Source organism: Thalassococcus sp. S3 (assembly GCF_004216475.1).
In the GTDB taxonomy this organism is placed as follows: domain Bacteria; phylum Pseudomonadota; class Alphaproteobacteria; order Rhodobacterales; family Rhodobacteraceae.
The window spans coordinates 3,278,908-3,302,610 of the sequence record NZ_CP022303.1 but is presented as its reverse complement, the minus strand read 5'-3'; the positions used below and the strand labels follow the sequence as shown (position 1 = coordinate 3,302,610).

Here is a 23,703-nt window from a genome sequence, read left to right as displayed (position 1 = left end):
GTGCGTCCCGCGCCACGTTCAGACGTTCAGCAGAAGATGTTCGCGTTCCCAGGGAGAGATCACTTGCAGAAATTCCTCGTACTCCGCGCGTTTCACGATGGAATAGACCCTTGAGAATTCCTCACCCAGAACCCGGTGCAAAGGCGTGGCGCCGTCAAATATGTCAAGCGCCTGTCCCATCACGCGCGGTATGTCCCCCTCTCCTTCATATGCATCGCCCTTGAATTGCCGATCGGGACGCAGCTCCTCTTCCAGTCCTAAAAGACCGCAGGCGAGGCTGGCGGCGATGCCCAGATAGGGATTGCAATCCATGCCCGCGATGCGGTTCTCGACACGCCGTGCCTCCGGCCCCGAGAGCGGGATCCTAATCCCCGTGGTGCGATTGTCGCGGGCCCATTCCAGGTTGATCGGTGCCGCGTGATCCTTCACGTAACGCCGGTAGCTGTTGACGTAAGGCGCCATCACCGCCATCGCGCTGGGCAGGTGGTTCTGCAATCCCGCGATGAAATAGAAAAAGGCATCGGTTTCGCCGCCTTGCGGGCCGGCAAACGCATTCTGTCCGGTTGCGATATCAAGCAGGGAATGATGAATGTGCATCGCGCTGCCCGGCTCGTCCGCGATCGGCTTGGCCATGAACGTGGCAAAGCAATCGTGCCGCAACGCGGCCTCTCGAATGAGACGTTTGAAGTAGAACACCTCGTCGGCAAGCTTGACGGGATGACCATGGCGCAGGTTGATCTCTAGCTGACCCGCGCCGCCTTCCTGCGTGATGCCATCGATTTCGAAACCCTGCGCTTCGGCGAAATCATAGATGTCGTCGATCACCGGGCCAAACTCGTCAACCGCGGTCATGGAATAGGCCTGCCGGGCCGCTGCGGGACGCCCCGAACGCCCCATCATCGGCTCGATATCCTTTGCCGGATCAAGGTTGCGTGCAACCAGGAAAAACTCCATCTCCGGTGCGACCACAGGGTTCAGGCCGCGCTCGTGATAAAGCTCCACCACGCGTTTGAGCACGTTGCGCGGACTGAACGGGATCGGCGTGCCGTCCCGGTCATGGGCGTCATGTATGACCTGCAGCGTCCAATCCCCGGTCCATGGCGCAGCTGTCGCCGTTGACATGTCCGGCTTCATGATCATGTCGCGTTCGATAAAGCCTTCTTCTCCGGCGGCTTCGCCCCAATCGCCTGTAATGGTCTGAAAGAAGATGCTGTCGGGCAGATGAAAGGAGGTCTGCCGCGCAAACTTGCTGGCCGGGACGGCCTTGCCACGCGCAATGCCGGGCAGGTCGGCGATGACGCACTCCACCTCGTCCAGTTTGCGCCCGTCCAGATACGCCTGTGCGGCTTCGGGCAGGGTGGTCATCCAGTCGCTCATGGGGCATGGGCCTTGAAGAAGGTGGTCATTTGCATCGCAATCTCTGCGTTCGAGGTTTCGGTCTCCAGGCTGGCCGCCGCAGCCGCCAGATGTCTGTCCGGAACCACGCCTTTGCCGCGCGTCCGGATCAGACCTTCAAGAAAGGCGGGGTCGAACTCGGGATGGGGCTGCACCGTCCAGATGTGATCGCCATAGGCAATGATCGCGTTTTCGCAGAAATCGTTCTTGGCCAGGACCCGTGTGCCGGGGGGAAGGGCAATCACCTGGTCCTGGTGCCACGCGTTCAGCGCGATGGCCCCCGTCTCCGTTTGATATTCCGTAAGGCCGACGGACCACCCGCCCGAGAATTTCTCGACCTTTCCGCCCAAGGCCTGCGCGATGATCTGATGGCCGAAACACACACCGATGAGCGGCCGCTTGCTGGCGTGGATCGACCGTATCAGATCTTCAAGCGGTGCGATCCAGGCGTGATCCTCATAGGCGCCGTGCTTTGATCCGGTGATCAGCCAGCCATCGGCGCATTCCGCACCGGGTGGAAACTCCATATCGACCACGTCGTAGACCACGAACTCGAACCCGTGCCCGGACAGCATGGCCTGAAACATGTCCGAATAGTCGCCAAAGGATGCCAGCAACTCATCCGGGGCGTGGCCGGTCTGAAGGATGCCAATTTTCATACGCCACCGTCAATTTGATCAAATTCAACTTAGCCAGCCCCATATGAGGCGACAAGGGGGTCAGACCGTCTCCAGATAGACGGTCCAGTGGCGGTCCTGCGGCATCTCTTCAAAGCGTCGCAGTTCCTGCCGCTTGGTCGCGCAGAAGTTGTCGATCAGGCCCTTGGGGAGAATGCGGGCCATCATGTCGTCCTGCTCCAGCATGCAAAGCGCTGTCTCAAGATCAGGTGCCAGTTGCGGCAGATCGGCAAGCTCATAAGCATTCCCCTCAATCGGTGCAGGTGGGGTCAGATCGGCCTCGATCCCTTCGAGTGCCGCGCCCAGCATCGCGGCGAGGGTGAGATAGGGGTTCACGTCACCGCCGGCCGAGCGATGTTCGATCCGGCGCGCCGGGGGTGGGCCGCCGGGGACCCGAATGGCTGCGGTTCGGTTCTCATAGGCCCAGGCAGCACCGGTCGGGGCATGGGAGCCGGGGATGAGCCGCGCATATGAATTGCGATGTGGCGCCAGGATCGCGGTAGAGGCCGGCATGGCGCGCAGGCATCCCGCTATTGCGGCCCGGAGGCACGATGTGCCCTTAGGTCCACCGTTGTCAAAAACGTTGCGGCCGCTCTCATCCAGCACTGAAAAATGCACATGCATGCCGTTGCCGGCATCCTGCGCGTAAGGTTTGGCCATGAAGGTCGCCGTCATCCCATGCGCACGGGCAAGGCCCCGGACCAGTGTCTTGAAAAGCCATGCGTCATCCGCGGCCTTCATCGCGTCTTGGTGGTGCAGGGTTATCTCGAATTGGCCGACCCCGCTCTCCGAAATCGCCGATTGCATGGGGATACCCATCTCGTCGCAGCCCGAATAGATGGCGCTGAAGAACACGTCGAACGCATCGAGCTGTGCCAGGGACAGGATCGCCTCCCCCTGAAGCGCACGGCCGTGGCGGGGGTTGGCTGGCGGAACGAGCGTGTCATCGCGATCATCGACAAGCGTGAATTCCATCTCGGTCGCGGCCAGAACCGTCCACCCAAGTGCCTTGTATTTGCGCAGAACGCGGGCAAGGGCGTGGCGGGGGTCCCCGTCAAATGCGGCCCCGTTCTCGCAAAACATCTCCATCGGGATCAGCGCAGAGGGTGCGGAGAGCCAGGGCATCGGAACCGGTCCCCGATCCGTCGGCTTTAATATGCCGTCCGCGTCCCCGCTTTCGAAAACCAGCGGGCTTCCCTCGATGTCCGCCCCCCAAAGATCGACGTTCAGGACCGACAGCGGCATGCGCAACGTGCCCTCCGTCACCTTGTCGGCAAGACGTGCGGGCAGGCGCTTGCCCCGCATCTGTCCGTTGAGGTCACAGGCCGCAACCCGGACAGTCTGGTACTGCGATAGATCTATCACCGGTCCCTCTCTCCACTTTCGGCAAATACCCCCGCCGGGGGCGTAAGATCAACAGGTCCTGACTTTAGCGGATGAGGTTTGGACGAATGCGCAGCCGTGGCCGCGTCGCGTCGGGCAAATGCCGGTTGAGACGGCGGTTCACAAGGCCGAACACCCCGATGATCGCAAGCGTGCACAGAATGAAATAGAAGGCGAGGATGGGGTAGGGCACGAAGGGGTTGAATGTCTTGTCCGCAAAGTAGTTGGCATAATAAAGCGCATCGCCCCGTTGCTGCCAGGCCGGGAAGCTTGAGAAGAAGACCAGCGCCGTTGCATGGAAAAGAAAGATGGCCTCGTTCGTATAGGCGGGCCAGGCCAGCCGCAGCATGGTGGGCCAGATGATCCGGCGAAAGCGGGCCCAGCCCGAAAGCCCATAGGCATCCGCCGCCTCGATGTCGCCTTTCGGGATGGAGCGCAGCGCTCCGTAAAAAATCTCGCCCGAATAAGCAGCCGTGTTCAGGAACAGAACGATCAGCGCTCCCAGCCAGGCAGCGGTGAAGGGATCGAAGAAATCGTTGGTCCGTTTGAGGTTCAAAAACAGGAAATAGGCAAAGAAAAACTGGATGAAGAGGGGCGAGCCCCGGAAGATGAAGATGAACCATTCCGCAGGCTTGCGATAAAGTGCGCGGCTCGACATTTTGCCAAGGGCCAGAAGCGTGGCAAGAAAGAAGCCGCTGATCAGGGCGGTGATGCCGAAATAGACGTTCCAGATCATGCCGGACCCGATGAGGGTGAAATGCTCGCACAAGGTAAAGTCGGACCGCGGCAAAAGCCGCTCTCCGAACCCGATGGAGCGGAAGGCGTAGGCCTGGACCGTTTCCCAGCAGCTCATGCGACGGCCTCTTTGCGTTGCGCTTCGCCGCCAGCCGTCGCCTGACCGCGGGTCAGGCGCTGCATCAGCCGTTCCAGCACAATCTCGGACACACGGGTCATCATCAGGTAAAAGACCAGGAGGGCCAGAAAGTACCACATGCGCCAGTCACCGTGCGGATAGTCGGAAAAGCGCGATGTTTTGGTCCCGCCCAGTTCGCGCGCCCAATAGACGACATCTTCGATGCCCAGCAGAAACAGAAGGGGCGTTGCCTTGATCAGGATCATCCAGAGGTTTGAAAGCCCCGGCAGCGCATAGACCCACATTTGCGGCACCAGAATGCGCCAGAAGGTCTGGCGCGGGCTCATGCCGTAAGCCTCGGCCGTTTCAAGTTGCGCGCGGGGAACGGCGCGCATGCCGCCGAACAGGACATTCGCGGCAAAGGCGCCGAAAACGATAGCAAACGTAATCACCGCCAACAGGAAACCATAAGTCTCATGAACCCATTCCGGCGCGGTTCCAAGGGGCAGCTTTGCATAGGCGCAGACCAGGAATTCATTCCCCTGCCGGACCGGCGCGTCCCAGCTTGGGCAGAGCACGCGGTGGCGGACATATTCGAACATCTGATCAAGGGCGATCACGAAGAAAAGGAAAAAAGCGACGTCCGGCACCCCTCTCACGATGGAGATGTAACCTTTACCCAGCAGGCTGACCGGCAAAAGGCTGGACCGCGCCGCCATCGCGCCCAGAAAACCCACCGCGAGGGCCACGGGCGCGGTGACGGCAAGCAAGGCGAGCACTTTCAGAAAGGACGCGTAAAACGACATGTGAACGCCCGTCGTCAGATAGCAGGATAACCATCTGACCGTGTCCAGCGTGTCGGGATCGGCACAGTATGAAAACATCAGGGAACCTGGATCGCCCGCCCGTCAAATGCTCGCGGGCCGCGTCGCGCTTTAAGGGCAGGCGCGGGGGATCCGCGCCCGCCGGGACCGCATCAGTAAGTCGCGACCTCGTCGCCGAACCATTTGACCAGCAATTCGTTCAGCGTGCCGTCCTCTTTCATCGAGGTGATGGCCGCGTCGAATTTCTCGCGCAGTTCGGTATCGCTTTCCCGCAGGCCCATGCCAACGCCACCGCCCAGCGGCACCGGGTCGCCTACGAACATCAGATCACCACCCGATTCCTCGACCAGCGGCACCAGAAAGTCGCGGTCCGCAAAGACCGCATCTGCTTCACCGTTGCGGACGGCGGCGATGGTTTCTTCGGGTGTTGCGAACTCAACCAGCGTCGCGCCGCTCTCCGCGATAAAGCCTGCCTGGATGGTGGCGGTCTGCGCGGCCACGATGCCACCTTCAAGATCGACATCTTCGGATCCGGCGACATAGGCGGACGCGGTGGGGGGATAGTAATCCTGTGTAAAGTCAATCACTTCGTCCCGCTCATCGGTGATGCTCATACCCGCGATGATCGTGTCGTAGTTGCCCGATACCAGGTTGGGGATGATGGAATCCCAGTCGTTCTTGACCCATTCACAGGTCAGTTCCGCGCGGCTGCACAGCTCGTCGCCCACTTCGCGCTCAAACCCGTCGATCTCGCCCGCGTCATTGATGAAGTTGTACGGAGGGTAGGCGCCCTCCGTGCCCATGCGCACGGTGTCGGCAAAGGCCAGCCCGGCGCTGAGGGCCAGAGCGGTCGTGCTCAGGATCAGGTGTTTCATGGTGTTTACTCCCTTTGATTTTTTGCGTTTACGCGGCGTGGGTGGCAGAGAGGAACCCACGCAGCCGTTCCGATTTGGGCGCGCCAAACAGTGTTTCGGGCGCGCCTTCTTCCTCGACCAGCCCCTGATGCAGAAAGACCACGTGGTCCGACACATCATGGGCCAGTTTCATGTCATGGGTCACAATGATCATGGTACGCCCCTCGGCGGCCAGATCCTTGATCACCTTTACAACTTCCTGTTCCAGTTCCGGATCCAAGGCCGAAGTGGGCTCGTCAAAAAGCAGCGCTTCAGGCTCCATGCACAGCGCGCGTGCGATGGCCGCGCGCTGCTGTTGCCCGCCGGAAAGCTGTGCCGGGAAGACGTCGCATTTGTCACCGATGCCGACCTTGTCGAGGTATCCTCGCGCGGCCTCTTCAACCTCGGCCCGGTCACGGCCCAGCACGGTCAGCGGCGCTTCCATGACATTCTGCAGAATCGTCATGTGGGCCCATAGGTTGAATTGCTGGAACACCATCGAAAGATTGGTGCGGATGCGTAGCACCTGCTTGGTATCGCCCGGTCGCCGGCTCATGCCCGCGCCGCGCCAAACCACCGGTTCGCCCTTGAACACGATTTCCCCCTGCTGGCTGTCTTCCAGCAGGTTGGCGCATCGCAAGAGGGTGGATTTGCCCGAACCGGAGGACCCGATCAGCGATACGACATCCCCTCTTTGGGCCGTGATATCGACACCCTTCAGCACGTCGAGCGTGCCATAGCTTTTGTGCAGGTTGCGGATTTCGATAACGGGCTGCGTGTCTGACACAAGGAGTTCCGGGAGCAGGCAATAATCAGCAGATACTAGGGCCGAAAAATTGCGCCGATGCAATGTGCAAAACGGCGAATTTGCCTAGTCACTGGGCAAAGTGACCGAACGGAAACCGCATTTGCCTAGGGCGCAGGCGGCGTAGGGACTGAAAGGTAGGCCGATGCCGGGATCTCCACCGTTCCTTTCAGATGCAGAGCGGCCTTGTCCGAAGCGGGCAACGCAGCAATCGCGGCCTCCAGAGCACGGGCAAGCGTTTCAGTGTCACGGCCTTTGCGCGTGATGAAGGGCAGGGCAGGGGTTGGGTCGGTCCGCATCAAGACGCGCAGAGATCCGGTCAACGCCAAATCGTGGTCTTGCAAGAGTGTCCATGTCAGCGCGTCTAGCGCGGCAAAGCGCGCATTTCCGTCAGCCACGGCACGGGCGGATGCTGCATGGCTGCCGGTTGCCATGCATCGGCCCGGCCGATATCCGCGCGCGCTCATCTGCGTGTAGATTGCCGCCCAACCCGATTGAGACAAAGGCTCGTTATAGGCAAGGGCGGCCCCGTCAAGATCGGCAAGATCTGTGGCTGGATCGTCGCCGCGCACCACGATCACTGAATTGTAGTGACCCGGGGGGCATCCGGGCAGCCCATAGTCAGGCGTTCGGATCAAAGCCACATGATCGTGCAGCTTTGTCCGAAAGGGCATGCCGCATGTCTGTGCAAACAGAAGATCGGGACTTACCCAGATATCCCAAAGTGTGCGGTCACGGGTCAGGTCGGCGGGTCCGTTGTCAAGGCGCGCCCGGATTTCTTGCCAGAGCCTGTCGTTGACGGGCTGCAGGGCGGGCATGTCGTACATACCCAGGCTTGCGATCATGAGGCGGCTTGCGCCCGCTGCCGTGCAAGCGCGCTGTCGCGGTCATTCACGCCAAGCAGGTTGGCCACCAGACGCAAAAGCGCGTTTTCCTCTTCCTCGCGCACGCCATCGGCCAGCACGACCTCCCACAACGCTTCGACCACGCCTAGCCTGTCCTCGTAGGGCACGGCATCCTTGATCGCGCGGGTAAAGCGTACGGTGTCGGGCGCTTCCGCCTCAAGCGTCTCAGCCTCTCCGCGCAGCTTGGCCGTTTCGAAGGGCGAAAGGCCAAAGCGCGAGGCGGTGATCTTGTCGATGCGCGCCACTTCTTCCGGGTCATAGGCGCCGTCGGATCGGGCAATGCGCACCAGAAGGGCCGTCAAGGCAAGCCGCGCATCCGCGTCGGGCAGCGGGGCAGGCTCGGGACTTGTCAATCGTTTCAGGAAGTCAGCAAACATGGCGGTGATATAGAGCAGCGCGGGATCAAGGCCAAGGTCACGCGTTCATCGCGCGGGCCCGTGCGGTGGCGCTGTCCACATCGCTCAGACCCAGGACAAGCTGTGCATCGCGCACGATATTGACCTCGGGCTGTTGCTGCTCACCATCGGCCAAAACGACTTGCCAAAGCGCTTCCAGCGCAGCGAGGCGATCATCATATCCCAATTCCAGCCGGATCAGTTCGGCAAAGACATCCGTGTCCGGCGCGGCGCGGTGCAGCTTTTCACAGGTTGCGCGCATCTTGGCGGCTTCGACCGGGTCCAGATCGAACAGTTTTGCCAGGATCCGGTCAATCCGGCTGATCTCTTCGATCTGATACTCGTTGTCGGACATGGCCACACGCACCAAAAGCGCGCCAAGCGCCAGATCGGTGTCGGGTTCGGGCAGCGGCTCCGGCTCGGACTTGCGGAACGCAGACAGCAAACGGGTCAGCATTTAGGCTTCGTATCCCTCAACGATGACAAGATCGCCTGTCGAGATCGGGTCCCGCAGGGCTTTCGCACTTTGATACGCTTCGCTTTCATAGCAGGCAACGGCTGCTTCGTAGCTGGGAAATTCAAGCACGACCGTGCGCGCCCGCGTCGTGCCTTCGCGTATGTCCTGAGGGCCGCCGCGCACGATGAATCGGGCTCCGAACGTTTTGAAAGGCAAGGCGTTGGCGGCTTTGTACCTCTCATATGCATTCGGGTCATCGACATCGACATGCGCAACCCAATAGGCCTTCGCCATTTTTGCTCCCCCGCATTTGTTCGGCCTAACCATCCTGAGCGAGGCTTTCGCACTTGGCAATCCCGTGGGGGCGGCGCAGGGTGCACCGAAAGCAGAAAGGCGTGCGAAACCACATGACACAAATGGTCTTTGACGGGCATAATGACGTGTTGACCCACCTTTCGCAAAATGGCGGACGGGCGGCGGCGGGCGGCTTCCTGACCGGTCTGGCCGGTCAGCTTGATGCGATGCGCGCCCAGATCGGCGGATTTGGGGGTGGTTTCTTTGCGACATGGGCCCAGTCGGATCTCTCGCTGGAGGCTTTGGAAGCGGCCACGCGCGCCGAAACATACGATCTGCCGCTGCCGCCCGCCGTTCCGCAGGCCGAGGCCTGGACACTGATCGACGCACAGGCGGACATTCTTTGGGCGCTTGACGAGTTAGGCGCGGTCAAGGTCTGCCAAAGTCTTTCCGAGGTCCGTCAGGCAGAGACCGCCGGCCAGATCGCCGCGATCTTTCAAATGGAAGGGGCCGAAGCGATCGGTCCTGATCTGTCGCAGCTTGATCAGCTTTATGCACGCGGTCTGCGCTCGCTCGGGCTGGCCTGGAGCCGTCCGACGATTTTCGGTGATGGCGTGCCCTTTCGGTTCCCGTCCGACGGGGATATCGGCAGTGGCCTGACCGAGGCTGGCAGGTCGCTGGTCGTACGATGCAATGAACTGGGCATCCTGATAGACCTGAGCCACCTGAACGCCGCCGGGGTTGCAGATGTCGCCGAGATTTCCGACGCGCCTTTGGTGGCCACCCATTCCAACGCGCATGCAATCTGTCCGCATGCGCGGAACCTGACCGACGCCCAGCTTTCGTTGATCGCAAAAAGCGGCGGGCTTGTCGGGCTCAACTTTGAATGTACCTTCTTGCATCCGCACGGTCGGCCTGACCCCGACACACCGGCCGAGGTGGCCTTGCAGCATCTCGACCATCTGATCGACCGGCTTGGAGAGGAGGGGGTCGCCCTGGGATCCGACTTCGACGGGTGCAGGCCGCCCAATTGGATCGACAGCGCGGACAAGCTGCCGGCATTGGTGCAGGCGATGGAGGGTCATGGTTACAAGGCCGCGCGTATCGAGCGGATCTGCTGGGAAAACTGGATGCGCATTTTGGGCGAGACATGGCGCGAGGCGCCAGAGGATCACGCTAAGGGATAAGGGCCGTCTTCGAAGCTTTGCGCATGATATCCCTTGCTGCCGACCACCCGCGCCAGATCGCTGCCAATGGGCGCGCCGTCAGAGAGCTGCCTGACCACCGTTTTGAAGTCGTAGCGCGGCTGCCAGCCTAGCCGGTGACGCGCCAGTGCATTCACATAGACCCGTTCGATCTCTGAAAACATCCGGAAGCCCAGCTTGCCGTAAACCTCGTCAATATCGGGCAGGTATCTGCGCACAACACCAACCGGATCGCGACGCAGATCGGACAGATCACCCGGTTCAAAAGGTGTCGTGGCGCTGATGATGAAAGTCCCCTGTCTAAGACCGGGCGCATGCTGCAATGCCGCGTGATGCGCTGTCACCGCGTCTTCCAGATCGACCCGCCGGTAGAGAAATTCGTTCGCCTTGGCATTGGCGTCCTGAAACGCGGTCCGCGTGGCTGCGTTGTCATCCTCTTCCGGAAAGAAGCGCGACAGGCGCAGGACAAGGCACGCCATTTCGGTCGTGCGTGCAAAGAGCGTGCACAGGTCTTCCGCCGCGGTTTTCGTGGCCCCATAGATGTTTTTCGGAACGCCCTTCACATCCTCATCGATCCAGGCCGCGGGGGCATCTGGGGCCGGGGTAAGGGCCGCGCCAAAGGCGCTGGTTGTGCTGCTGAAGATGAAGCGCGTCACACCGGCTCTCGCGGCTTCTTCCAACAGTGTGAGCGTGCCCGATACGTTGACGTCGATGAAGTCTTGCTTTGAATGCGTGGCCACGTGCGGTTTATGCAGCGTGGCTGCGTGCAGCACCGCATCGTTTCCGGCAAGAAGATCACGCACAGACGCCCTGTCGCAGATCGAGCCCACGTGATGCGTGAACGCGCCGGGCAGGATGTCGAGGCCGAACGGGGTGTAGCCCAGATCCGGCAAGGCCCGCATCAAGGCCTCTCCCAGATGTCCAGAGCTGCCGGTGACCAGAACACGCATCGGTCAGACCAACCGGCTCACATCCTTGGCGGCCCGCACGAAATCCTTGAAAAGCGGATGCGGATCGAATGGTTTCGATTTGAGTTCCGGGTGGAACTGCACGCCGATGAACCAGGGGTGATCCGGCCATTCGATGATTTCCGGCAGACGTCCGTCGGGCGACATGCCCGAGAATTTCAGACCTGCCCCCTCAAGCTGCTGACGATACTGGATATCGACCTCGTAGCGGTGCCTGTGGCGTTCGTCGATTGCCTGCGTGCCGTAGACTTTTGCGACTTTCGACCCGTCGCTCAGCATCGCGTCGTAGGCCCCAAGACGCATGGTGCCGCCCTTGTCATCGGTCACCTTGCGTTTGACCTTGGCGTTGCCCTGCACCCATTCCTTGAGGTGATAGACGACGGGAGTGAAGCGCTTTTTGCCTGCTTCGTGGTCAAACTCTTCCGAGCCCGCATCGGTCAGTTCCGCGACATTCCGGGCGGCCTCGATCACGGCCATCTGCATGCCGAGGCAGATGCCAAGATAGGGCACCTTGTGTTCGCGCGCGAACTGCGCGGCCTTGATCTTGCCTTCGGTTCCGCGCTCTCCAAAGCCGCCCGGAACCAGGATCGCATGAAAGCCATCAAGGTGCGGGGCGGGATCCTCGCGCTCGAACAGTTCGGCATCGACCCATTCGATGTTGACCTTCACGCGGTTGGAAATCCCGCCATGCGTCAAGGCTTCGTTGATCGACTTGTACGCGTCTTCCAACTGCGTGTACTTGCCCACAATGGCGACGTTCACCTCCCCTTCGGGATTGTAGATGCGATCGGCGACATCCTCCCACATCTCCAGATTTGGCCGGGGGGCCGGTGTTATCTGAAACGCATCAAGCACCGCCTGATCCAATCCTTCTCGATGATAGGCGAGGGGGGCCTCATAGATGGATTTCAGATCCTGTGCCGCGATCACGCTGTCTGGCCGCACATTGCAGAACAGAGCAAGCTTTTCCCGTTCCTTGTCCGGTATCGGCCCCTCAGACCGGCACACGAGGATGTCCGGTGCGATCCCGATCGACCGCAATTCCTTTACCGAGTGCTGGGTGGGTTTCGTCTTCAGTTCCCCGGAGGCCGCGATATAGGGCAGAAGGGTCAGGTGCATGAAAATGCACTGGCCGCGGGGCTTGTCCTGACTGAACTGTCGAATGGCTTCGAAGAAGGGCAAGCCCTCGATATCTCCGACGGTCCCGCCGATTTCGCAGAGCATGAAGTCCACTTCGTCTTCGCCGATGCGAATGAAGTCCTTGATCTCGTTGGTGACGTGCGGGATCACCTGAATGGTCTTGCCGAGGTAGTCGCCACGGCGCTCTTTCTCCAGAACATTGGAGTAGATACGGCCCGAGGAAACGGAATCCGTCTGCCGTGCGGCGACGCCGGTGAAACGCTCGTAATGTCCAAGGTCCAGATCGGTTTCCGCACCATCGTCGGTAACGAAAACCTCGCCATGCTCGAACGGGCTCATCGTTCCGGGATCAACGTTCAGATAGGGATCCAGCTTGCGCAGGCGCACCGAAAAGCCGCGTGCCTGCAACAATGCACCCAATGCCGCAGAGGCCAGCCCTTTGCCAAGGGAGGATACCACGCCGCCTGTAATGAAAATAAACCGCGCCATCTGGCCCGTCGCCCCCGTGATTTTCTAAGTCTGTGACGGTTATCGGTTGGAAAAAACCGCTGCATCACGGGACTTAAGCCATACAAGATTCGCAAGCGATGCGCAAGATCGCCCGCAAGATGCTGTTGTGTAACGTAGAGTTACAGCAAGGTGTTGTGGATCAATCCGCCCTTGGAACCAGCGGTGCGTTATCGTCGGGGCCAGGTGGCAACAAGCTGTCGCCGCTTGGCACTGCTGGCGTATCACCGCTCTCGGCCGGGGCGGGCGCGGGCACGCCCAGACGGTCGATCACCGATGTTCCCGCGGCGTTCTGTGCAGCGATGATTGTCAGGGTGATCGATGTGCAGATGAATGCCACCGCAAGCACCCAGGTGACCTTGCTCAGCGCCGTTGCAACGCCGCGACCGGTCATCGCGCCGCCGCCGCCGCCGGATCCCATCCCCAATCCACCACCTTCGGAGCGCTGCATCAGAACAACAGCGATGAGGCCGAGGGCCAAAAGAAGGTGAATGATAAGGACGACGTTTTCCATGAAGACCTGCGCGTTGGCGATTTGCGCGGTATCTATGCAAGTTTGCAGGTCTGAGCAAGGGACGATCTTGGGGACTGGACAAGTGACGCGGATGACGCGACGGTCGGCTTATGGCACATGACGATCCCGATCACCCGCATACGCATCTGCCGCCCGACCCCGCGCTGCGCGTGAAGGCATTGGAGACCATTCTGGTCCGCAAAGGTCTGGTCGAACCCGCTGCGCTGGACGAGATTATCAACACCTACCAGACCCGGATCGGCCCGCAGAACGGGGCCGCTGTCGTGGCCCGCGCGTGGAGCGATCCGGAATTTCATGCGGCCCTTTTGTCGGATGCGACGGCTGCGATCACCGAGATGGGGTTCTTTGGTCGCCAGGGGGAACACATCGTGGCGGTAGAGAATACCGACAGCACGCACAACATGGTCGTTTGCACCTTGTGCAGCTGTTATCCTTGGCCGCTACTTGGTATCCCGCCTGCCTGGTACAAGTCCGATGCCTATCGCGCCCGCGCCGTACGCGAGCCCCGCAAAGTGCTGGCGGAGTTCGGCGTTTCGCTCCCGCAGACGACGGCGGTTCGCGTCTGGGACAGCACGGCAGAGATACGTTACCTCGTCATTCCGCAGCGCCCGTCCGGCACCGAACATCTCGACGTTGATGCGTTGCAGGCCCTGGTGACACGGGACAGCATGATCGGCACCGGCCTTCCCAAGGTACCCGCGCCATGACGCGTGTTCACGACATGGGCGGGCGTTTCGGCACCGGAGCCGTAAAGCCGGCGAGTGAGGACGCGCCCGTCTTCGAGGAGGATTGGCACGCCCGTGCCCTGGCCATCACCTTGGCGGCAGGGGCGTTGGGGCAGTGGAACCTCGATGTTTCACGCCACGCGCGCGAACGCCTCGCCCCGTCCGACTACATGGGCTTTGGCTATTACGAGAAGTGGCTCGCCGCCCTTGCGGATCTGCTGGTCGAGACGGGTGTTCTGAGCCTGTCGGATCTGCGCGACGAGGGCACATCTGACAGGCATATGCTGGCTGATCGCGCCTTGCAGGCGGATGCTGTTGCGGGCGTTCTGGCGCGCGGAGGGCCTGCGGATCGTCCATCGGATACCCCAGCGCGTTTCGCGATTGGCGACGCGGTTCGTACCCAAAGACCGGCTGCAAACCGCCTTGTCGAAGGCGGACATACCCGGCTGCCGGCCTATGCCCAGGGGGCGGAGGGCCACGTGGTGCATTTGCACGGCGCGCATGTCTTGCCCGACAGCAATGCCCATGGCTTGGGTGAGGCGCCTGAACCTTTGTATGCGGTTGCCTTCCCGGCTGCCGCGCTCTGGGCGCAGCCCGAACATCCGCAGGACGAAGTGATCCTGGATCTCTGGCAATCCTATCTGGCGCCGGCATGATCGGGCCAACGCCAGTCTTTGATGCGCCCTGGCATGCCCAGCTTTTTGCCCTGACCGTGCATCTGAACGAGACCGGCCGGTTCGACTGGCCATCCTGGGCGGCCCGCTTTTCAGAAACCTTGGCCCGGCACGGTCTGGAGTGTGAGTTGAACGGGGGCGACGACTACTTCAACGCCTGGCTCGAAACACTCGAAGCACTGCTGGCAGAGGATGGAACAGCGGCGCCCATTGAAATGCGCGACATGAAACACGCCTGGGAACAGGCTTATCTGAGCACGCCGCACGGCGCTCCGGTCACGTTACCCGAGAGTTAGCAAAGGGATTTAGCGCCGTGCGGCGTCGATGGCTTTTGCGTCCTGCAGCATACGACTGGCGACATCGAGACCGGTAACCTCCTCGACGGCTTCGAAACCCGGGGCGGCGTTGACCTCGCAGACAAGATAGCCGTCCTGACCGCACAGAATGTCCACGCCAGCAAAGTCCAGCTCCAGCGCCTTTGCGGCCTTCACAGCAAGGCTTTCAAGCTCCGCATCCATTGGCACTTCGATGGCATTTCCACCCATAGCGATGTTGGACCGGAACTCACCCTCCGCTCCGCGCCGTTCTATCGCCGCAAGGGCCTGCCCCCCTGATATGAACACCCGGATATCGCGTCCGAAACTGGCTTTGATGAACTGCTGGATCAGCAGCGGGCTTTTCCCTGGCAACGCCTCTGCAGCTTGCTTAAGGGTTTCGAGGTCCTGGCACAGCGCAACCTGGACGCCTTTGCTGCCGCGTGCCCGTTTCAGAACCATTGGAAAGTCCAATGGCAGGTGCGCGAGATCCAGACCCTCCAGCGCGAATGTCAGTGGCGTTGCGAGGTTGTGCTCCGTCAAACGGTCCGCCGTCCGGATCTTGTCCCCCGCGCGCCAAAGCGCCGAAGCCGTGGGCAGAACGGTCACTGACCCGTCCCGCTCCAAGAGCCGCATCAATTGCCGCCCTTTCTTGCCCATCCGCGCGCCAGAGCGTGCCAGCACAATCTGCGGCAGATCGAACATGGATCTGAGCGCGGACAAGCTGTCGTCCTCCGGCCAAAGAACATTGTCGGGAATGGCGCGCGGGTCGATGATTTCGATCCGGCACTGCTCTGCCTCGGCCACTTCGAGAAAACGTTTGTTGGTATAGCGGGTCGGCGCAACGTCACGGTCAGCCGGGAAAAGCAGCCAGACATGAATGGGGGCGTTGTGCGGCATCGCTTTAACCTATCTGCGGATTTTCACTCGTCGATGTCATCGACATCGGCCTGTCCTGAAAGGCGTCTTCGGATCAGGCTCCAGCTCAGCCCCACGCCAAGAACGAGAGACAGCGCGAAGAGGCCAAGCCACACATTCAGCGCCTGGTTCTGAAGGGAGAGAACGCCGAAATCGTAAAGCACCCAAAGAAGGGCCGAGACAAGGGCAAGTACGAGAAACATGCCAAAGCCCCCGATCGACCGCACGGTCGCGCGGAGGTAAATGATGTAGCCGATCGCCAGAACAATTCCGAACAGAACAGCCAGCGACAGGTGTTCTTCATAGTTGGTGCGCGCCCAGCGGACATAGTTCCAGTCTGTCGGGTTGTAGGTCAGCGCCAGCAGAGCGAAGGCGAAGAGCCATCTGAGAAACAGGCCCATACTTTAGATCGTCCTTTCCGCCGTTTGACCATCTGCATTGCGCAAACCGGACTGTCTGTCCAGTCAGTGACGATCACCACTCTCGGCATTCGCAGAACCGATAAAGCGGGTCGCGAATGTGAGCAACTGATCATAGGGGCAGAGCCGACATCCGGCCTGCCCGATATCTCCGAACGTCACGAGGCCGGTGGCCTCGAAGGCCTCGCCGGTTGCGGGAAAAATCCGCCCCAGATCATCCGCCACATCGGGCACCTCGTGCCAAGGGGCCTGGCCCGCGCCGGTCTTGAAGCGGCGGATCTTTGTGCGGCGCGGCTTGGCATAAAACTCGGCCGTATGAAGAGGAGAGCAGCGGGTCCAATCGACGCCGATCAAAAGGACTTTCATATTGGCGCGCCTTGCGAGCGATCCAAGGGGTGTGTCAGCGCCCGTCGCCCATGCGGCGCTGTGCGGGGCAACGAAGCGCTGGGCCTCTGCGCCGTTCAGGCAGACGGAGACATTTGGGTGATCGCTTCGAACCGTGCCGGGCCATTGTCTGAACGTGTCGGCGATAAGGCCCATGCCAAGGCAGTGAGACAATCGCGGATCATGTGCGGGAACCGCGTTCTGAATTGCGCGCCGTTGATCCTCCGTACACGCTTCGCGGTCGATGAGATCGGGCCATCTTGCATCTTGCGAAAAAGCCGGCATTCCGATCAGGCCCCCAGGCCCTACACAATCCTGCAGCGCTTCGATCACAGCGCGCGCGCCGCCGACGACGGGACCGATGGCACCCAGGGAGGCATGAACGAAGACACCATCGCCCTCAGCAATGCCGAGGGCGGTCATATCTTGGTGCAGGCTGTCACGGGTCGCGGGCATCTGCGTCATCCGGGCACGATAGTCATAAAGCCTTTCGGGTGACAATTCCGAGATTTGCGGTTTCACATGATTTGCCTGATCGTTATACGGGCGCGGGTTTGACCAAGCGCAAAGGATGCTCAGATGGCCAATGTCGTCGTTGTCGGCGCCCAGTGGGGTGACGAAGGGAAAGGCAAGATCGTGGATTGGCTGAGTGAGCGTGCCGATATCATCGCGCGCTTTCAGGGGGGGCACAACGCGGGTCACACGCTGGTCATCGACGGCGAGGTCTATAAGCTGAACGCGTTGCCATCCGGGGTGGTGCGTGGCGGCAAGCTGAGCGTGATCGGCAACGGCGTAGTGCTGGACCCGTGGCATCTGGTCGAAGAGATCCAGTCCATTCGCGCGCAGGGCGTCGAGATCACGCCCGAGACGCTGATGATCGCCGAGAACACGCCGCTGATCCTGCCCTTTCACGGAGAGCTTGATCGCGCACGGGAAAGCCAGAACAGCGTGGCCAAGATCGGCACGACCGGGCGCGGTATCGGGCCGGCCTACGAAGACAAAGTGGGCCGCCGGGTCATCCGCGTGGCCGATCTGGCCGACCACGCAACCCTGGCCCTGCGCGTCGACCGCGCGCTGATCCACCACAACGCGCTGCGCGCAGGACTTGGGCTGGAACCGATTGATCGCGACGGTCTGATCGCCAGACTGCAGGAAATCGCGCCGGAGATCCTTCAATATGCAGGTCCCGTCTGGAAGGTAATGAACGAAAAGCGCAAGGCCGGAAAACGCATTCTCTTTGAAGGGGCACAGGGCGCGCTGTTGGATATCGACTTTGGCACCTATCCGTTCGTGACATCCTCCAACGTGATTGCGGGGCAGGCGGCGACGGGGACGGGGATTGGCCCCGGCTCGGTCGATTTCGTGCTGGGCATCGTCAAGGCCTACACGACCCGTGTGGGAGAGGGACCGTTCCCGACGGAACTCGACGATGACGACGGTCAGCGTCTGGGAGAGCGCGGGCATGAATTTGGCACTGTCACGGGCCGCAAGCGCCGCTGCGGGTGGTTCGATGCGGTGTTGGTGCGCCAGACCTGCGCGACCTCTGGCGTGAACGGGATTTCTCTGACCAAGCTTGATGTTCTCGATGGCTTTGACACCCTGAAAATCTGTGTCGGCTACGATCTGGATGGAGAGCGGCTGGAATATCTGCCTACGGCCGCCGATCAACAGGCCCGCTGTACCCCGATCTACGAAGAGATGCCCGGCTGGCACGAAAGCACCGAGGGTGCCCGCAGCTGGGCGGACCTGCCCGCCAACGCCATCAAATATGTCCGTCGGGTGGAAGAGTTGATCGAGTGCCCGGTCGCCTTACTTTCAACTTCACCCGAACGCGATGATACGATCCTAGTCACGGACCCTTTTGCCGATTGATGTCTGACAAAACCGTTTTGAGCTACAAGGCGCGCCGCCGCTGGTCCCTGGTGATCCTGCTTGTGGGGTTGCCGGCCTATATCGTGGCCGCCGTCACGATCATGAACCTGCTGGACCGGCCACCGCTTTGGATCGAATTCCTGATCTATCTGCTGCTTGGCATTGTGTGGGCCTTACCGTTCAAGTTCATCTTTCGCGGCGTGGGGCAGGCCGACCCGGACGAGCCGCCCCAGAATTAGGCGCCCTGGTGCGGCCCAGTGCAGAGGCTGTGATCGGACAGGGCGGTCAGCACCGCACATCCGGTCGGCTCGTCCCCTGGGCATCCATCCGCGATCCGGGTCAATTCCCGCTCAAGGCGCTGTAACTGCGCAATCCGGTTGCGCAGGGCATCACGTTGCTGGATGGCAATCGCGCTTGCCTCGGCACAGGCCTGGTCGGGATTGTCCTGCAAGCCCAGAAGCACCCGGATATCGGGGATGGAAAAGCCAAGCTCGCGCGCATGTTTGACAAAACCCAGCCGATCCAGCGCCGTGCTGTCATACCGACGCTGATTGCCCGCGTTGCGGCCTGCCGGTGAGACAAGACCGATCTCCTCGTAATAGCGGATCGTTGGCACCTTGACCCCGGTCTGACGAGAGAGCGCACCGATCGAAAACATCGCAATTCTCCTCTTGAACCTCTAGTGACTAGAGGGATTATGTCCTGTTTCGTGACGGACCGAAAGGAGCAGGCATGGCGGGATGTTGCGGGCAGGATGTGCGATTTGACGGCCTTTCGCCAGATTACGAGCGCAGGCTATGGCTGGTGATTGCGATCAACGCGGTGATGTTTGTTGTCGAGATGAGCGCGGGGCATATCGCCCAGTCGCAGGCGCTGATGGCGGACGCGCTGGATTTCTTTGCCGATGCCGCAACCTATGGCATTTCGCTTGCGGTGATCGGGGCAAGCCTGTCGGTGCGCGCCACGGCGGCGCTGGCCAAGGGGATCAGCCTTGCTGTCCTTGGCTTTTGGGTCCTCGGCTCGACACTTTATCAGGTTCTGGCTGTCGGCGTGCCACAGGCCCAAGTGATGGGCCTGGTTGGTGGCCTCGCCCTTGCCGCGAACATGGCCAGCGTTTTCATTCTGGTGCGCTACAAGGACGGCGATGCGAATGTGCGTTCGGTTTGGCTCTGCTCGCGCAATGATGCGATCAGCAATGTCGCGGTGATGATGGCGGCGCTTGGTGTCTGGGGCACGGCCACCGGCTGGCCCGATCTGATCGTGGCGGCCCTGATGGCGGCGCTCTTTCTCAGCTCGGCCGTGCAGATCACGCGGCAGGCACTGGCGGAACGTGCGCTCGCCCAAGCGCCGCGTCTGCTTTAGGTGGGCGGACAGGCCAGCGCAGCATTGCACCCGCCCGTTTCTTATCTGCCTCTCTCAGCTCGCCGCGCGATCCGAGGGTTTGAAGCCGATCCGGTCTGACACGGTGAAACGCCCGCCCTTGATTTTCTCGATCTTGCCGTCCCGGAGAAGCTGACCAAAGGACCGCAGGCCATCTTCGCGGCTGAAATCACTTTGCTCGACCATCCGCACTTTGGTCATCAATTGCGGGCGGGAGAACTGATCGCGTCCTTCCACAAACGACAGATACGCCGCGGCAGCTTCCAACAGGTCAGGCAGCTCGCTTGCGCCCTGAGATGCTGCGAACTCCGCAAACCCGCTTGAACTTTCTCCGGCTTGCTCCGGCTCCACCGGTACAGACACACCGATGCGCCGGGGGCGGACCGGTCCGCTGGAGACAGCTTCTGCCGCGTCATCCACACGCTGTTCGGCCACCAGCTTGAGCGGCGCCGGGCGGTCCTCTCCGGGTCTGCGGCGCCGTCCAAGCGCTGTGTCCGGGCGGCGTGGACGCACGACATTGGCGAGGTCTTCGCGGTAAACTTCGTCCTGTCCCGCGTTGACCGTGTCGCTCAGGCTTTGGTCGGCCTCGGCTGCGGCCACCGCGGCACGCAGATGCGCGATCTCTGCGCGTTTGGACGAACTCTCTGGCGCGTCCATTTTCGTATCCGTTTCCGCCATCAGACGCGAGATGTCCCGGTCGACTTCAGGAGTCGCGGGCGCCGCAGGCTCTGGGTTCTCATCCGAGGTCGGTTGGCTAAGCTCTTCGCTCTCGCCTCTGCCGGTATCGGCGCTGTCATCAAACGTTTGCGGTTGCTCCACGGCCTCCATGGTCGGTTCTGCCGGCTCATCGGCGGTCAGCGTATCCTCCAGAACGGCCGCGAGCGTGTCTTCAAGACTTGGCGCCAGATCATTCTCGGCATGCTCCTCGTCCAGATCCTCGGCAAGCGTGGTATCTTCCTCCGCCTGACCGATGGTCGGCGTTTCACCGCGGCTGACCGCGATATCCGCTTCGACCTCAGCCAGCTCGCGCATCAGATCTGCTTCGTCCTCATCCGAGAGAGTGCTTTCTTCTGCCTCTCTGGCAACCTGGCTGATATCTTCGATGCTGCCGCTGGCCAAAGCGGCGTCAAGATCGGCGCGCTTCACCTTGATCACGCGGGCGCGAATGGGCGCTCTTGCGGGGGCTTCCGCGGACGGTGTCTCAGGCGCCTCGTTCTCCGCAAGGATATTCGTCAGGTCATCCTGGGCGTCATCTTCCTCATCCGCCGTCTCGTCCTGCGCGATCTCTTGGAAAAGACTGTCGTTCGGTTCGTCCTCTTCCGGTGTTCCGACATCCAGGCGGTCGAGCAACGCCTCGACATCATCGTCATCCTCCTGCTCGGGCTCCTCGGGAACATCCAGATCAAGCGGGGTCAGTTCTTCGGTTGATGCCAGCACCTCGTTTTGCAACGCGTCGGCGTGCTCATCTTCGGAGTAGCCCCCTTCGTCCTCCTGCGGGTCGTTCTGCGACACCACTGCCCGGATCCGTTGCAGCTTGGCCGCGATGCTGTCGGGCGCGGAGGCAGGCGGCGCAGCCATCTCCGGCTCTGCCTCGAACCTCTCGAAGCTCTCAGGCTCGTCGTCCGTTGGGACGTCCGAACCGTCGTCTTCGAAGGGCATGAGTGTTTCGGCCGCTGGCTCCTCGAACGTCGGCGCCTCTTGGGCTTTCTCTTCCACCGGTTCGTGCTGACGTTCCGCGACTTCCGCCTGATCAGGGGCCGGTTCCACGGTCTCGGGCATCGGCAAAGCGTCCTGCGCTTTCAGAACGATCCCGTTGCCGTCCCGTCGTGCCTGCACCTGTCTGGCGATCTCTTTTTCTGCAATCCGCGCCAGCATATCCGCGTCGGGCTGCGGTGGCTCTGCGCCGAAATACCTGTCGTCCGCTGCAAGATCACGGAAGTATTCCGCGATCTTCGTCATGGTACCGAAAGAATCCTCGAACCCCTCCAGGGTGCACGAAAACGTGCCATATGAGACCGTGAGTATCTTGTTTGTTTGTACCATTGGATGCTCGTCCTCTGAGTTGTGACCAGCGGTTTACCAAAGAGGACCGGTCAAAAGCGGTCCGAATCTGTGCAATTAACCGTATCATTTTGTGTCGCAATTGTGTCCGTTTCCGGAATCGTCCAAAAAATGCCATGATTCGAGCCATTGTTAATTCCCGCGAAACAGTCACGTTGGTCGGCGGCGGTGAGGCTGCACCAGATGATGTTTTGGACGCATTGATCTATGGGCGGCGGCTGGTTGCGGCGGATGGCGGGGCCCGACTGGCACTGCAGGCCGGTCATGTGCCCGAAGCGGTGATCGGCGACTTCGACTCGATTTCAGCGGAAGACCGGGCTGCCATTCCCCCGGAACGCTTTTTTCAGATCAACGAACAGGACAGCACCGACTTTGACAAAGCGTTGCGCAACGTATCGGCGCCGCTTGTTCTGGCGGTCGGGTTTCTGGGCGCGCGCGTGGATCACCAGCTTGCGGCCTTTCACACGCTTGTTCGCCACCCGGATCGCCCCTGTATTCTTGTCGGCACAGAGGACGTCACGATCCTGGCGCCGCCCTGCCTGACGGTGGACCTCTCTGCGGGCGATATCGTGTCCCTTTTCCCGATGGGAGAGGTCGGTGGCCGGTCGGAAGGTCTGCAATGGCCCATAGATGAGCTTCGGTTTGCGCCGGACGACCGGATCGGGACGTCAAATCGCGCCACGGGCAAGGTGACCTTGAGTTTTGACACGCCAAGGATGCTTTTGATCCTGCCGCGCGCGCGTCTGCCCCAGCTTATTGAGGCGCTGCCGCCGCAGACCTGGCCAAAGCCCGCGCCGCGATCTGCTCGCGCATGATGATGTAAAGGCCGGCGGCGACCGTGATCAGAATGCCAATCGTTGCGATCTGATTTGGAAGATCCCGGAAGATGAGCCATCCGAACAACGTCGCTACCGGTATTTCGATATATTGCATCGGTGCCAGCGTGGCGGACGGTGCATAGCGCAGGGACCAGGTCATCAGCAGGTGCGCGGTTGTGCCAAGAAGGCCGATAGCGATTAGAAGCGACCAATCGATCTGACCGGGTGTGATGAGCGTAAGCGGCGCAAAGCCAAAGACATCTCCGACCAGAAGCGCGGGCGCCAGCAGGATACAGGCCATGACGCCGCTCACCGCTTGAAGGCCAATTGGGTCTGTATCTTTCGCGATCTGCCGCGTGGTCAGAATGAAGAACGAAAAGTTGACAGCAACGACAACGGGCCAAAGGGCGGGCCACCCCACCTCGGCAAAGCTGGGCTGGATCACCAGAAGCGTCCCGATGAAGCCGACGATACAGGCGATCAGACGACGATGGCCCACTTCTTCATCTAGGATATAGCGCCCCAGGATCAGCATGATGAACGGCATGACAAAGGCGATCGCGATGGCATCGGCGAGCGGCAGGTATTGCAGCGCGGTAAACATCGCGCCGATCCCGATGATATGCAGAACCGTGCGCAGGCTGGCCAGCGCCAGTACCCGGCCACGCATCTTCCACGCCCTCCGGGTCAGGATGACGAGCGGGATCAGCACGACGGCCTGCACGGCAAAGCGGATCAGAAGCAACTGACCCAAAGGCACGCGGTCACCAAGGATCTTGGCCACGGCGTCACCCAGCGGTGCAACAATGCAGAAGCCGACCATAAGAAGAATGCCCAAAACGGGCCGGTCTTGCGTCATGGCGCACGCTAGTCATGATGTTCGTGTGCAAGCAAGGCCTTCA

28 protein-coding genes are annotated in these 23,703 nt (G+C 61.1%); 8 read left to right on the top strand and 20 right to left on the bottom strand.

From position 1 onward, the window contains the following. Window positions 1–18: 18 nt before the first annotated feature. From CFI11_RS16265 to CFI11_RS16215, 11 genes are all read right to left on the bottom strand, one after another. Window positions 19–1,377, bottom strand: coding sequence for a glutamine synthetase family protein (locus tag CFI11_RS16265; protein ID WP_130407791.1), 1,359 nt, complete (start codon window positions 1,375–1,377; stop codon window positions 19–21). After that, window positions 1,374–2,054, bottom strand: a complete 681-nt coding sequence (locus CFI11_RS16260) for a type 1 glutamine amidotransferase (protein ID WP_130407789.1) — start codon at window positions 2,052–2,054, stop codon at window positions 1,374–1,376. The genes CFI11_RS16265 and CFI11_RS16260 overlap by 4 nt, the downstream gene beginning before the upstream one ends. A gap of 60 nt (window positions 2,055–2,114) precedes the next feature. Beyond that, on the bottom strand, window positions 2,115–3,434 hold the full coding sequence (locus CFI11_RS16255; protein ID WP_130410048.1) for a glutamine synthetase family protein: 1,320 nt from the start codon (window positions 3,432–3,434) through the stop codon (window positions 2,115–2,117). A 67-nt stretch (window positions 3,435–3,501) separates the two neighbouring features. Next, window positions 3,502–4,308: an ABC transporter permease gene (locus CFI11_RS16250; protein WP_130407787.1), complete on the bottom strand. Its 807-nt coding sequence runs from the start codon at window positions 4,306–4,308 to the stop codon at window positions 3,502–3,504. Beyond that, window positions 4,305–5,192, bottom strand: a complete 888-nt coding sequence (locus CFI11_RS16245; RefSeq protein WP_130407785.1) for an ABC transporter permease — start codon at window positions 5,190–5,192, stop codon at window positions 4,305–4,307. Before CFI11_RS16245 ends, CFI11_RS16250 begins: the two co-directional genes overlap by 4 nt. Before the next feature lie 92 nt (window positions 5,193–5,284). Next, entirely contained in the window at window positions 5,285–6,007 is a 723-nt protein-coding gene (locus tag CFI11_RS16240; RefSeq protein ID WP_130407783.1) for a transporter substrate-binding domain-containing protein, read from the bottom strand. Window positions 6,008–6,035: 28 nt separating this feature from the next. Further along, the gene (locus CFI11_RS16235) at window positions 6,036–6,812 is read right to left on the bottom strand and encodes an ABC transporter ATP-binding protein (protein ID WP_130407781.1); all 777 of its coding nucleotides are present in this window, start codon (window positions 6,810–6,812) and stop codon (window positions 6,036–6,038) included. A 125-nt stretch (window positions 6,813–6,937) separates the two neighbouring features. After that, entirely contained in the window at window positions 6,938–7,675 is a 738-nt protein-coding gene (locus tag CFI11_RS16230; protein ID WP_130407779.1) for a phosphate/phosphite/phosphonate ABC transporter substrate-binding protein, read from the bottom strand. Next, window positions 7,672–8,112 carry a TerB family tellurite resistance protein gene (locus CFI11_RS16225; protein ID WP_130407777.1) on the bottom strand — a complete coding sequence of 147 codons (441 nt, stop codon included), beginning with the start codon at window positions 8,110–8,112 and terminating at the stop codon, window positions 7,672–7,674. The genes CFI11_RS16230 and CFI11_RS16225 overlap by 4 nt, the downstream gene beginning before the upstream one ends. A 37-nt stretch (window positions 8,113–8,149) precedes the next feature. Next, window positions 8,150–8,587 (bottom strand): TerB family tellurite resistance protein, encoded by a 438-nt coding sequence (locus CFI11_RS16220; protein WP_130407775.1) that lies wholly within the window; start codon window positions 8,585–8,587, stop codon window positions 8,150–8,152. Continuing rightward, the gene (locus CFI11_RS16215; RefSeq protein WP_130407773.1) at window positions 8,588–8,881 is read right to left on the bottom strand and encodes a DUF1330 domain-containing protein; all 294 of its coding nucleotides are present in this window, start codon (window positions 8,879–8,881) and stop codon (window positions 8,588–8,590) included. It abuts the gene before it with no gap. A gap of 113 nt (window positions 8,882–8,994) precedes the next feature. Here CFI11_RS16215 and CFI11_RS16210 point away from each other — a divergent pair, with 113 nt between their 5' ends. Next, window positions 8,995–10,068, top strand: a complete 1,074-nt coding sequence (locus tag CFI11_RS16210) for a dipeptidase (RefSeq protein ID WP_130407771.1) — start codon at window positions 8,995–8,997, stop codon at window positions 10,066–10,068. Here CFI11_RS16210 and CFI11_RS16205 read toward each other — a convergent pair. The 3 genes from CFI11_RS16205 to secG all read right to left on the bottom strand — a co-directional run bounded on the left by CFI11_RS16205 (window position 10,053) and on the right by secG (window position 13,215). Then, on the bottom strand, window positions 10,053–11,036 hold the full coding sequence (locus CFI11_RS16205; RefSeq protein WP_130407769.1) for an NAD(P)-dependent oxidoreductase: 984 nt from the start codon (window positions 11,034–11,036) through the stop codon (window positions 10,053–10,055). The genes CFI11_RS16210 and CFI11_RS16205 overlap by 16 nt on opposite strands. A 3-nt stretch (window positions 11,037–11,039) precedes the next feature. Continuing rightward, window positions 11,040–12,683, bottom strand: a complete 1,644-nt coding sequence (locus tag CFI11_RS16200) for a CTP synthase (protein ID WP_130407767.1) — start codon at window positions 12,681–12,683, stop codon at window positions 11,040–11,042. A gap of 160 nt (window positions 12,684–12,843) precedes the next feature. Then, window positions 12,844–13,215, bottom strand: a complete 372-nt coding sequence (gene secG, locus CFI11_RS16195; RefSeq protein WP_130407765.1) for a preprotein translocase subunit SecG — start codon at window positions 13,213–13,215, stop codon at window positions 12,844–12,846. Window positions 13,216–13,325: 110 nt separating this feature from the next. Here secG and nthA point away from each other — a divergent pair, with 110 nt between their 5' ends. The 3 genes from nthA to CFI11_RS16180 are packed head-to-tail and all read left to right on the top strand — an operon-like array spanning window position 13,326 to window position 14,931. After that, entirely contained in the window at window positions 13,326–13,943 is a 618-nt protein-coding gene (gene nthA / locus CFI11_RS16190) for a nitrile hydratase subunit alpha (RefSeq protein ID WP_130407763.1), read from the top strand. After that, a complete protein-coding gene (gene nthB / locus CFI11_RS16185; RefSeq protein WP_130407761.1) occupies window positions 13,940–14,617 on the top strand; it encodes a nitrile hydratase subunit beta in 678 nt (225 codons plus the stop codon). Before nthA ends, nthB begins: the two co-directional genes overlap by 4 nt. Beyond that, complete coding sequence (locus tag CFI11_RS16180; protein ID WP_130407759.1) at window positions 14,614–14,931, top strand: nitrile hydratase accessory protein; 318 nt, start codon at window positions 14,614–14,616, stop codon at window positions 14,929–14,931. Before nthB ends, CFI11_RS16180 begins: the two co-directional genes overlap by 4 nt. Before the next feature lie 9 nt (window positions 14,932–14,940). On the opposite strand, the gene CFI11_RS16175 is transcribed toward CFI11_RS16180, so the two are convergent. The 3 genes from CFI11_RS16175 to CFI11_RS16165 all read right to left on the bottom strand — a co-directional run bounded on the left by CFI11_RS16175 (window position 14,941) and on the right by CFI11_RS16165 (window position 17,192). Then, the gene (locus tag CFI11_RS16175) at window positions 14,941–15,849 is read right to left on the bottom strand and encodes a RimK family alpha-L-glutamate ligase (RefSeq protein ID WP_130407757.1); all 909 of its coding nucleotides are present in this window, start codon (window positions 15,847–15,849) and stop codon (window positions 14,941–14,943) included. Between the two features lie 23 nt (window positions 15,850–15,872). Next, a complete protein-coding gene (locus tag CFI11_RS16170; protein ID WP_130407755.1) occupies window positions 15,873–16,268 on the bottom strand; it encodes a DUF6524 family protein in 396 nt (131 codons plus the stop codon). A gap of 63 nt (window positions 16,269–16,331) precedes the next feature. Beyond that, window positions 16,332–17,192, bottom strand: a complete 861-nt coding sequence (locus CFI11_RS16165) for an aminoglycoside N(3)-acetyltransferase (RefSeq protein ID WP_130407753.1) — start codon at window positions 17,190–17,192, stop codon at window positions 16,332–16,334. 57 nt (window positions 17,193–17,249) lie between these two features. Here CFI11_RS16165 and CFI11_RS16160 point away from each other — a divergent pair, with 57 nt between their 5' ends. Together CFI11_RS16160 and CFI11_RS16155 are read left to right on the top strand one after the other, a co-directional pair. Beyond that, on the top strand, window positions 17,250–18,542 hold the full coding sequence (locus tag CFI11_RS16160) for an adenylosuccinate synthase (protein ID WP_130407751.1): 1,293 nt from the start codon (window positions 17,250–17,252) through the stop codon (window positions 18,540–18,542). Next, window positions 18,542–18,781 (top strand): DUF2842 domain-containing protein, encoded by a 240-nt coding sequence (locus CFI11_RS16155; RefSeq protein ID WP_130407749.1) that lies wholly within the window; start codon window positions 18,542–18,544, stop codon window positions 18,779–18,781. The genes CFI11_RS16160 and CFI11_RS16155 overlap by 1 nt, the downstream gene beginning before the upstream one ends. Here the strand turns inward: CFI11_RS16155 and CFI11_RS16150 are convergent. Beyond that, the gene (locus tag CFI11_RS16150) at window positions 18,778–19,200 is read right to left on the bottom strand and encodes a helix-turn-helix domain-containing protein (RefSeq protein WP_130407747.1); all 423 of its coding nucleotides are present in this window, start codon (window positions 19,198–19,200) and stop codon (window positions 18,778–18,780) included. The two genes, CFI11_RS16155 and CFI11_RS16150, sit on opposite strands and share 4 nt — an antisense overlap. 74 nt (window positions 19,201–19,274) lie before the next feature. Between CFI11_RS16150 and CFI11_RS16145 the strand changes: the two genes are divergently transcribed. Beyond that, complete coding sequence (locus CFI11_RS16145) at window positions 19,275–19,904, top strand: cation transporter (protein ID WP_130407745.1); 630 nt, start codon at window positions 19,275–19,277, stop codon at window positions 19,902–19,904. Window positions 19,905–19,958: 54 nt separating this feature from the next. On the opposite strand, the gene CFI11_RS16140 is transcribed toward CFI11_RS16145, so the two are convergent. Beyond that, window positions 19,959–21,881: a hypothetical protein gene (locus CFI11_RS16140; RefSeq protein ID WP_254448938.1), complete on the bottom strand. Its 1,923-nt coding sequence runs from the start codon at window positions 21,879–21,881 to the stop codon at window positions 19,959–19,961. Window positions 21,882–22,099: 218 nt separating this feature from the next. Here CFI11_RS16140 and CFI11_RS16135 point away from each other — a divergent pair, with 218 nt between their 5' ends. Then, window positions 22,100–22,798 carry a thiamine diphosphokinase gene (locus CFI11_RS16135; protein WP_130407741.1) on the top strand — a complete coding sequence of 233 codons (699 nt, stop codon included), beginning with the start codon at window positions 22,100–22,102 and terminating at the stop codon, window positions 22,796–22,798. On the opposite strand, the gene CFI11_RS16130 is transcribed toward CFI11_RS16135, so the two are convergent. Continuing rightward, the gene (locus CFI11_RS16130) at window positions 22,737–23,660 is read right to left on the bottom strand and encodes a DMT family transporter (protein WP_130407739.1); all 924 of its coding nucleotides are present in this window, start codon (window positions 23,658–23,660) and stop codon (window positions 22,737–22,739) included. The two genes, CFI11_RS16135 and CFI11_RS16130, sit on opposite strands and share 62 nt — an antisense overlap. Window positions 23,661–23,703 lie beyond the last annotated feature (43 nt).